This is a genomic window from Candidatus Clostridium eludens (genome assembly GCF_045310515.1).
GTDB lineage: Bacteria > Bacillota > Clostridia > Clostridiales > Clostridiaceae > Clostridium_B > Clostridium_B eludens.
Genome location: NZ_JBJHZX010000078.1, coordinates 1 through 8,652, shown reverse-complemented (window position 1 = coordinate 8,652; position 8,652 = coordinate 1). Strand labels below are relative to the sequence as shown.

The 8,652-nt window shown below is 29.2% G+C and carries 11 protein-coding genes; 4 read left to right on the top strand and 7 right to left on the bottom strand.

Going from position 1 to position 8,652, the window contains the following annotated elements:
* Nucleotides 1-104 precede the first annotated feature (104 nt).
* Nucleotides 105-953 (top strand): transposase, encoded by an 849-nt coding sequence (locus ACJDU8_RS24435; RefSeq protein ID WP_406794791.1) that lies wholly within the window; start codon nucleotides 105-107, stop codon nucleotides 951-953.
* A gap of 2 nt (nucleotides 954-955) precedes the next feature.
* On the opposite strand, the gene ACJDU8_RS24430 is transcribed toward ACJDU8_RS24435, so the two are convergent.
* Complete coding sequence (locus ACJDU8_RS24430) at nucleotides 956-1,135, bottom strand: accessory gene regulator B family protein (protein WP_406794793.1); 180 nt, start codon at nucleotides 1,133-1,135, stop codon at nucleotides 956-958.
* Between the two features lie 98 nt (nucleotides 1,136-1,233).
* Between ACJDU8_RS24430 and ACJDU8_RS24425 the strand changes: the two genes are divergently transcribed.
* A complete protein-coding gene (locus ACJDU8_RS24425; RefSeq protein ID WP_406794790.1) occupies nucleotides 1,234-1,896 on the top strand; it encodes a hypothetical protein in 663 nt (220 codons plus the stop codon).
* A gap of 378 nt (nucleotides 1,897-2,274) precedes the next feature.
* The gene (locus ACJDU8_RS24420) at nucleotides 2,275-2,799 is read left to right on the top strand and encodes a nitroreductase family protein (RefSeq protein WP_406794789.1); all 525 of its coding nucleotides are present in this window, start codon (nucleotides 2,275-2,277) and stop codon (nucleotides 2,797-2,799) included.
* Nucleotides 2,800-2,966: 167 nt separating this feature from the next.
* Here ACJDU8_RS24420 and ACJDU8_RS24415 read toward each other — a convergent pair whose 3' ends face one another.
* The 6 genes from ACJDU8_RS24415 to ACJDU8_RS24390 form a co-directional block, all read right to left on the bottom strand.
* Nucleotides 2,967-3,605 carry a hemerythrin domain-containing protein gene (locus ACJDU8_RS24415; RefSeq protein ID WP_406794788.1) on the bottom strand — a complete coding sequence of 213 codons (639 nt, stop codon included), beginning with the start codon at nucleotides 3,603-3,605 and terminating at the stop codon, nucleotides 2,967-2,969.
* A 473-nt stretch (nucleotides 3,606-4,078) separates the two neighbouring features.
* Nucleotides 4,079-4,267, bottom strand: a complete 189-nt coding sequence (locus tag ACJDU8_RS24410) for a hypothetical protein (RefSeq protein WP_406794787.1) — start codon at nucleotides 4,265-4,267, stop codon at nucleotides 4,079-4,081.
* Between the two features lie 552 nt (nucleotides 4,268-4,819).
* A complete protein-coding gene (locus tag ACJDU8_RS24405; RefSeq protein WP_406794785.1) occupies nucleotides 4,820-4,954 on the bottom strand; it encodes a hypothetical protein in 135 nt (44 codons plus the stop codon).
* 151 nt (nucleotides 4,955-5,105) lie between these two features.
* The gene (locus tag ACJDU8_RS24400) at nucleotides 5,106-5,249 is read right to left on the bottom strand and encodes a recombinase family protein (protein WP_406794783.1); all 144 of its coding nucleotides are present in this window, start codon (nucleotides 5,247-5,249) and stop codon (nucleotides 5,106-5,108) included.
* A 140-nt stretch (nucleotides 5,250-5,389) separates the two neighbouring features.
* Nucleotides 5,390-5,797 (bottom strand): DedA family protein, encoded by a 408-nt coding sequence (locus ACJDU8_RS24395; RefSeq protein WP_406794792.1) that lies wholly within the window; start codon nucleotides 5,795-5,797, stop codon nucleotides 5,390-5,392.
* A 188-nt stretch (nucleotides 5,798-5,985) separates the two neighbouring features.
* A complete protein-coding gene (locus ACJDU8_RS24390; protein WP_406794782.1) occupies nucleotides 5,986-6,351 on the bottom strand; it encodes a hypothetical protein in 366 nt (121 codons plus the stop codon).
* A gap of 1,048 nt (nucleotides 6,352-7,399) precedes the next feature.
* Here ACJDU8_RS24390 and ACJDU8_RS24385 point away from each other — a divergent pair.
* On the top strand, nucleotides 7,400-8,572 hold the full coding sequence (locus ACJDU8_RS24385; protein ID WP_406794781.1) for an iron-containing alcohol dehydrogenase: 1,173 nt from the start codon (nucleotides 7,400-7,402) through the stop codon (nucleotides 8,570-8,572).
* The last annotated feature ends 80 nt before the right edge of the window (nucleotides 8,573-8,652 follow it).

The following is an 8,652-nucleotide window of genomic DNA, read 5'->3' as shown; positions in this document are numbered from 1 at the left end:
AGAAAACCTAACAAATATTCAAATAAGGGTCTAAATTTAATAGAAATGAAGAATTTATTAGATTCTGTCCAAAATGAAGGGGTTAATCCGAAACTAAGGAAATTGTGCAAAGTACTACTGACAAAGAAAGTGGAATGTTCTATAAAAGCGAAAAAGAAAAATGCTTTGCTTATTTAGCCCATACTGCATGTGACGATGCTAATTTTATTTTAGGTTTTGAAGTTACATCTGGAAATATTCATGACAGTATTAGTTTCTATGATGTTTACAACAAGGTGTATTCAAAATTTGGAGATAAAATGATTGCCATTGCAGTAGATGCGGGATATAAAAATCCCTGCATTGCTAAAACTATATTGGATTCAAATGTCCTGACGTCAATGCCCTATAAACGCCCTATGACTAAAAAAGGTTTTTTCAAAAAATATGAATATGTATATGACGAATTTAACGACTGTTATATATGTCCTAATGATAAAATATTAAAATACTCAACAACAAACAGAGATGGGTATAGAGAATATAAATCTAACTGCCATGATTGCGAAAGCTGTGCTTTCGCAAATAAGTGTACTAACAGTAAAAACAAACAAAAGGTTGTTATTAGACATATATGGAAAAATTATTTAGAGGAAGCCGAACACCTCAGACATGAGAGGTATGTTCAAAGTGTATATAAAAGGAGAAAAGAAACAATCGAACGTGTATTTGCAGATGCAAAAGAAAAGCACGGTATGAGATTTACACATTTAAGAAGCTTGGCCAAAGTAAGGATGGAAGTCACGCTTACTTTGGCATGTATGAATTTAAAGAAATTGACAAACAGGCTTTGGAAAAGAAGGCGAGGTTTGCTTATATCTTATAAAATATGCTTTAAAGCATACATATCTTTTCACTATAAACCCAATGGTATATTTTCACTTTTGAAAATATACCATTTGTCTACAGTCTGAAACTAGAGTGAAGACACTCTAGTTGTTGAACAAAATAAGAAAATTAAGAATCCATGTGGTATGAAGTAAGATGCTACACTTGATAAAAAAGTAATTATTATAGAAGTGTATCTAAGCTTCATTCTTCGTTCATTACTTTTTATTCTTTTATTGACATTGTCTACAGGAGCAAAAATACAAATTAATCCGTATCCTATTTTTTAGGTCTAATTATGACAATAATCATCAAGATGTAGTATAATATGCATAATTAGTATGATGTTAGTAGGGGGAGAGTGCTATGATACAGTGGGTGTTTTATGGTGCTGGAATTGTGTTTTTAAGTATGCTATTAATATCGGTTTTGACTAAGCCGATACTTTTAAGGGAAAAGTGGCAGGCTGGTATCGTATATGGCTTAGCTACTGCTATATGTTTTTTTGTATTTTTTATGTCTGAATACTTGGATTACAGTTCACAACAGGCATATTTCAAAGATCAGATTCAAAGGTTTACTGCTTCAAATTGGCAGCCACCGCAAGTATCTGGCAATGTAACGCCTGTAAACCCCAATAGTACCAATTATATCAGTATATCTATGCCTCAAAATTTGCAAGGTGATTTTGTAGCTTTACAAAACGACCTTTCTGCTTTGCAGAATAGCATTAATTCGGCAAAGGCAACTACACAACAACCGATTAATAATCAAATAACTGCTTTTTTAGACAATTACGGTCCCACTCAAAATTCTACAATAAATTTAACCGTTGCTGGTTCGGCGGGCGCAAAGGTCACAGCTGTATGTCATTATGACACAACAGATAGTACATACACAGGTACAATTGGAAGTAATAGGAGAGCAGTTATTCCAATTAAGATAGGAACAGCTACGCCTGGATATCAGGTAGATGTAGATGTAAGCGCAGGAGGTGCTAATACACGAACTTCATTTAGACCCCAATAAGATATAGATATAAGAATATTTGTTGGAAACTAGGGAAGTTATGTTAGCCCTTCTTGTTGATATTGTAGTTAAAGGTTCAAAATGAGGTAGAGGGAGCATTTGTGGCGCGTCCCGACAGGGCGCATATTCTAAGGGTAATAAAAGGGTATCTTTTGTGAATTGCAAAGTAAATCCCGTGGTTTGGAAATTTGCTTTGGATATCTTACCATAATTAGACACTATGGATTTAATGTATAGTTCCTTATATAAACATATAATTATCTGTCTCAATAACAATTTACTTGTGGTATTATTTGGTTAAGTCGTAGAGGTAATTTATTCTGAAGTAACAAAAGTTGAAAAAACTACAAAAAATATATATCTAAAAGGAGAGTTAAAATGAATTCAGTAATATCATGTATATTAGATCGTAGAAGTGTTCGATCATATAATTCAGAAGAAGTAAGTAAAAATGATATTATACAATTATTAACTGCAGCTAGTTGGGCTCCATCTGGTAACAATATACAACCATGGAGATTCTCCGTAGTAATGAACAATAAAGAACTAATAAAAAAATTATCTTCTCTTACTGTATACCATAATTGGGTGGAAAATGCCCCTTGTTTGATAGCAGTATTTTTAGATACCAAATCTTTAGATGATAAAGTGCCAAACATTTACTTAAAACATGCTCAATCAATTGGAGCTGCAATACAAAATATGCTGCTTGCTGCACATGAACTTGGTTTAGGTACTTGCTGGATTGGAGAAATATTAAAAAATGAAGATAAGGTACAAGAATTATTAGGTGTTTCAAATGATTTACAGTTAATGGCTGTTATATCCGTTGGATATTCAAGTAGAAATAATTTAAAATCCAAAAGAAAAGATATTTCTGAAAATATTGTAAGCTGGCTGTAAAATTAAATATTAGTTTTTTATATCATAACATTATTATTTAACGCAAAAATTGAAAAACTGAACAATTATTCATAACACCGCATTATTCAAGTTGGAATTTTGGGGTGTTTTTGTGTCATAATTCAAGTTTATTTTGATATAACTTTGTTCTGAATGATACAATTTTATTATAAACTCACAATTGGAGTATATTGAGCTAAATTGTAAATACTTAATACGTTTTCGATTTTGGCAATTTTATTAACTATATGTTTAAATCCGTTCTTGCCAAATTTCTGCTCTTCTATTTCCTCGAAGCGATCTCCTAATTTCTTAAACTCTTCTAGATTTACTAATTCATGAAATGCAGGAAAAACAACCGTATCTTCTCGAGCAGAATGAGGCTCATACATATTTATATATAATGATAGTAACCGAATTAATTGGAGTTTATTTTCATAAGAACAAACATCTTTTGCCGATAAATAATAGAGTATGTTATTTGTTAATTTTTGTGCTGCACTATGTTGACTTAGAAGTGTGTTTATAAGTATGCTATATTTAAGATTTTTTGAGAATTTAGGAAAAACATACTTTTCCTCTAGTTTTTGATGGTAATTTTCAATAAATTGTTGTGATATGATAGCAGCATCATAAATAACTGAATAAATATTAACTTTGTAGGTAATTTTTTGTCCCTTTAAATATTTTAATGTATCTTTATAAATTAACAATATACGGTGCAAAACACCATGCTCTCGCATTAAGTCTTCTGTAGGAGAAATCTTTATCTTGTTATCTTCATTTTCCACGGTATTTGAAATCATTAGTCTTCACTACCTTTTACACATAAAATTTAAATAAGTTTCTTATAATTTATTTTTAGAGCAATAAATCAACGGTCAACACAGTATATGCACTTAAATATATATTTGTGTGGGAATTATCTCACCCAATAATATTGTGGAGTATTTTTACTTCTTATGGGCGTCAATAATAGGCAGAAATTTAATAATTATGGAGTAAGAATGTGTATTTCTTAGTCCATAATTGTTTTTTATATTTGACTAGCATCTCTGTACAATATAATTTATAACATTTAATATTGCCATTTTTGACAAACCAGGTATAACTACTCAATAATTTTTTCATGTTTCATTGTAATTACATATATCCACCTGTATTATGCCTTAGACAATACAGGTGGATTTTAATCAGTTAAATACAATTGGCATATTTTATTATGTCAAAGAATATATATAATATGATCTTATCTCAAAACTAAGATTAGTCCCCTGTATCATTTCCGCATAGTGGTATAGGGGACTTTGATTTTATTTGAATAACTTTCTGAAAATTCAATCTTGATTTCCTCGGTTGTATTAAGCCTTTTCTTTGCCATTAATTCAGGATTTATTCCTGTAGTTGCTCTCCAATTAAATTCTCTTTTGCACACTGGGCATATATGTTTTCTCGATAAATCTATCATCAATATCGTCTCCTTTCTTCTAAAACTTCTACAAAAGGAACCAATACCCCCCCTAACTTTCATTCGTCATTATTTTACAAAAACAAATTCTAGCTCGGTTTTCACGTTGCTCTAAGGTTTATTTTTCGTCTGACAGTTAATATTTAAAATTCACATAGAGAATATTCTTGCCCATCCCTTCCAAAAAGGGGGAATAAGAAAGTTATTCATCTGTATTAGTTATTGTATTGAGACACTACAATTCAATTGTATAATTTTGCATATAATTAATAGCATATAAGAAGGTCAATAAGTTAAGAATATTTTATATAAAAGTTATAACTTTTTAGTAAAACACTGTATTTTTTAAACTAATGTTTTTGACTTATGTAAAGTTACTGCTTGGTATAAGTATTAGTATATAAATGGATGTTATATACTATAATGTAAACCAAACTGTTAAGAAGGAAAAATATGGTTGCACCTTAAAGTCACATAAAAGACATTTAAGCTATGGAAGTTGTTTTAGATGTGATTTTCATTAAAATAAAAAAAAAACCTTGTACTATAGGGTTATTTTAATGACTTTTTCAATGATTTTTTCTTGGTTTTTTCTATGTGAGGGATTACTTCTTCAAGAATATCAAGTGATTCGCATAGACATTCCTCAATAATGTCAGGTGTTATTAATACTGATTTCTTATTCAATTTTTCACCTTCTTTCAACATTCAACGTTTACCATTATATACCTATTATGCGCATATAGCAATTAAAATCGTGTTAAAGTTTTTAATAGTATTTTAAATTAAGACTATGTTTTAATTTGATGCTGATAATTATTCGAATTTAGTTTTAGGCTTAACTCCTATCCTTAAACAATTTGAATTTTCTATTAAATTCCCGTCTGTTATTGATGCCATAAGAGTAAGAATCATCATACATTTCATATTGGCTGGCTACGTTTTGTTCAATGGTAGAAATTCTTATATATCCAGCTTTCATATTTAAAACTTTCTTTATTTAATAGTTACCTTATTATACTATAAAATTTGTTTGATATTAGGACTTCTTAAGATGATTGCTTATTTATTAAATTTTAACGCTAAACAAATGGTATTTAAAATATCAAACAGCAGTTGGCATTACCTTTTTCTTGTGTTTGTTCTAATCATTTTAATAAAAAAGTATACAGTAATAATTAGAATAATTGCATAAGTTAAAAATTCCCCAGTTTGTATTACCATGGGAATTATGACTTCCCAGGAATCGCCAAACCAATATCCCAACCCTAAGTATATACACGACCATAATAACTCACCTAAAGCAACAAACAAGTTGAAAGTCACCAATTTGTACTCTGTAATACCTGCTGCTGCATTAACAGAGGGTCCCATAGGTGATATTAAAAATCTAGTAAAAAAAACTGTTCCTTTACCGTGTTTTTTTAAGTAATTTCCTGCTTTTGTTATTTTAGGTGAAAAATAAGTTTTTATTCTTGAAGATTTACTTAAAAACTTATTTCCTACAACCATCCAAATAAGATAAGCAATATTATCACCAATACATGAAAAAAACCAAATTTCTAGTAAAAGAATAACTATATTGAATTCGCCGGCATAAGCAAAAGCTCACTACCAAACTTGATCCTACTGGGATTCCTATACATCCAAATATAATCAATATACTTAAAAACCAGATGTTATAATTTCTAAAATATATTATTAGTAAATTAGTAAAATTACTCATCTTTTTTACCTTCTAAATTCCTATGATTCTCTATGACTTTCCTTAGGTTCTTTTTCATTTCTTCCGGAGTTTTATTATACTTTTTAGCTAATTCAATAATTGGTATATTTTCATCATCATTATGAGGAATAATTTGGAGAGCTTTAAATATCTTCTGCTGGCTTATATTATATTTGTGAGATAATTTCTTTACAGTCAACCATTTATAAGTACTCATATTTCCAAATTGTCTACTTTCTCTAGTAGGGATCTCAATATTTTTGAATCCTTTATGTAGCATTAAAAATTGTTTAGTTATTATAAATGTAATTATAATAATTAAAATTGATAATATACCCATTTTAAAATTTTTCATCATAAATATCCATTTCACCATATACTTTAGTTTTTATATAAACTATATCATTTTTATTTTAAAATTAAATTAATAAATTTTAAAAATGATACAATGATTACTTACCTTAACTATTTAAATAAAAATATAGGAGTATTATAAACTGAATTATTCTTCTTTTATCTTCTGTATTTATAGAAATAAAAATACCATAAAACTATTGTTTTTCAACAACTTATATAGCATTTTTATTTATTTTGTACTTTAGGATGTGTCTGAAAACTTTTTTTACTATACAAATAGTCCAATTAATGTAATCTACTAACACAAAATAGCCTTTCATTGGCATATATTCCTCTTACTTTTCTGTTGTTTAGCAATTTTATTTATTCATTTTTGAGTTTTCAGACACGCCCTAGTTTAAACCTACCAATTAATATAGATTTACTATTAATATTAAAAATTAAAATCAGATCAAGAAAATCGCTACCACTCATGACCTTTTTAGTGACTCCCTATTAGGGGTCTTCTTGTATACATTCAAACAACCCATAAACTCTGATAATTGAATTAGATTTTTTCTATTGCACTATACTAATTGCATATTTTTCACATTGAAATTTCGAATGAAGATTTACTTCTTAAAAGCGTTAAAAAATTTCAATAATTTTATACATATGGTAGACGGATATTTTAATTTACTATTTTCTTTTACATACTCAATATCATTATTGCAATAAACATATAATTGTATATCTCAATAATACTTTGTTTATAGCATTATTTATATAATGAAGTGGTAAATTTAATTTTATGTATTAATCTAAAAAATCATAATGTTTTTTATTGTGCTCAATGCTTTCTACGAGCATTAAAATTCGCCTTATAGAAGCTACTTTTCAGTATGCGAGGCTCTTCCCTAAGACACCTTTCAAGTTTATATTACACTTTTAAAGCTTAAATCCTGTAAACTCAATAGCTTCAATCTATAATAATTAATATTTTATACATAATGAGTTTGATAAATAGAAAAAATAAAATCAATACATATTTATGATTTGGAGGGATTTTATTGGAGAATACTCATGATTTTCGTTCACCTGCAATAAATCTTATTGGTGTAGGAGCTATTAAAGATTTATCTACAGAACTATTGCCATATAAATTAAGTAAAGCTCTGATTGTTACAGATAAAAATATAATAAGCCTTGGCCATGTTGAAGTAGTTGAAAAAATATTAAAGGACTTGTTTATCTCTTATGATATATTTGATGGTATCTTGCATCCAGATTGTACAATTTCATTTGTGGAAGATGCTCTTACATATTTTAAAAAAGGATTAAACATAGTAAAAAAAGACTATGATTTTATCATATCTATTGGAGGTGGAACCAATCATGATTGTGCAAAAGGTATAGCCGTTGTGGCAACCAACGGTGGATCTATTGCAGATTATGAAGGATATAAAAAAATGACAAAACCTAGTTTGCCAGTCATATCAATAAATACTACTTCTGGATCAGGCTCTGAAGTAACTAATTCCACAATTGTAAGAGATGATAGCAGAAGAGTAAAAATGGTTATTACAGATCCTAAAATGCTGCCTATAATATCTGTAAATGATCTTAGGTTTATGACAACCATGTATCCCAGAATAACCGCAAGTTCTGGCATTGATGTTTTAACTCATTCAATAGAGGGCTTTACCTCCATTGAGGCTTCACCTATTACAGATACTTTGGCAATTAACGCCATAAAGTTGGTTTTTGGATATTTAACGAGAGCATATAACAATGGTAGTGATATGGAAGCTAGAGAAAAAATGATGTTTGCTGGTGTTATGGGTGGAATGGTTCTTAACAATGCAGGGCTGGGATATGTTCATTCCATGTCTCATCAGATAGGTGCACTTTATGAGGAAATACATGGAGCTTGTAATGCAGCTTTACTACCTCATGTGTTAGAGTTTAATTCGGTATCAATACCAGAGGAAAGAATTTTTAGAATCAGTGAAGCTATGGGATTGAAAGTAAATGACAAACTAGATGCTGTTAGTAAAATTAAGCGCAGTATTCAAAATCTATCTGAAGATATTGACCTTCCAATACATTTGAGTTCCATTGGAGTAGATGAGGATGATTTGGAAATGCTCTCTAAAAATGCCGAAAAAGATATAACTACCGTTACAAATCCAAGGAGAGGAACTTTTGTAGATATAATGAATATCTTTAAAGCTGCTATGTAAACGTCTGACGTATGGACAGTTTAATGTAAATTAATGTATAAAACATTTACAGGATAAAATTATGTAGAAAACCGCCTTAA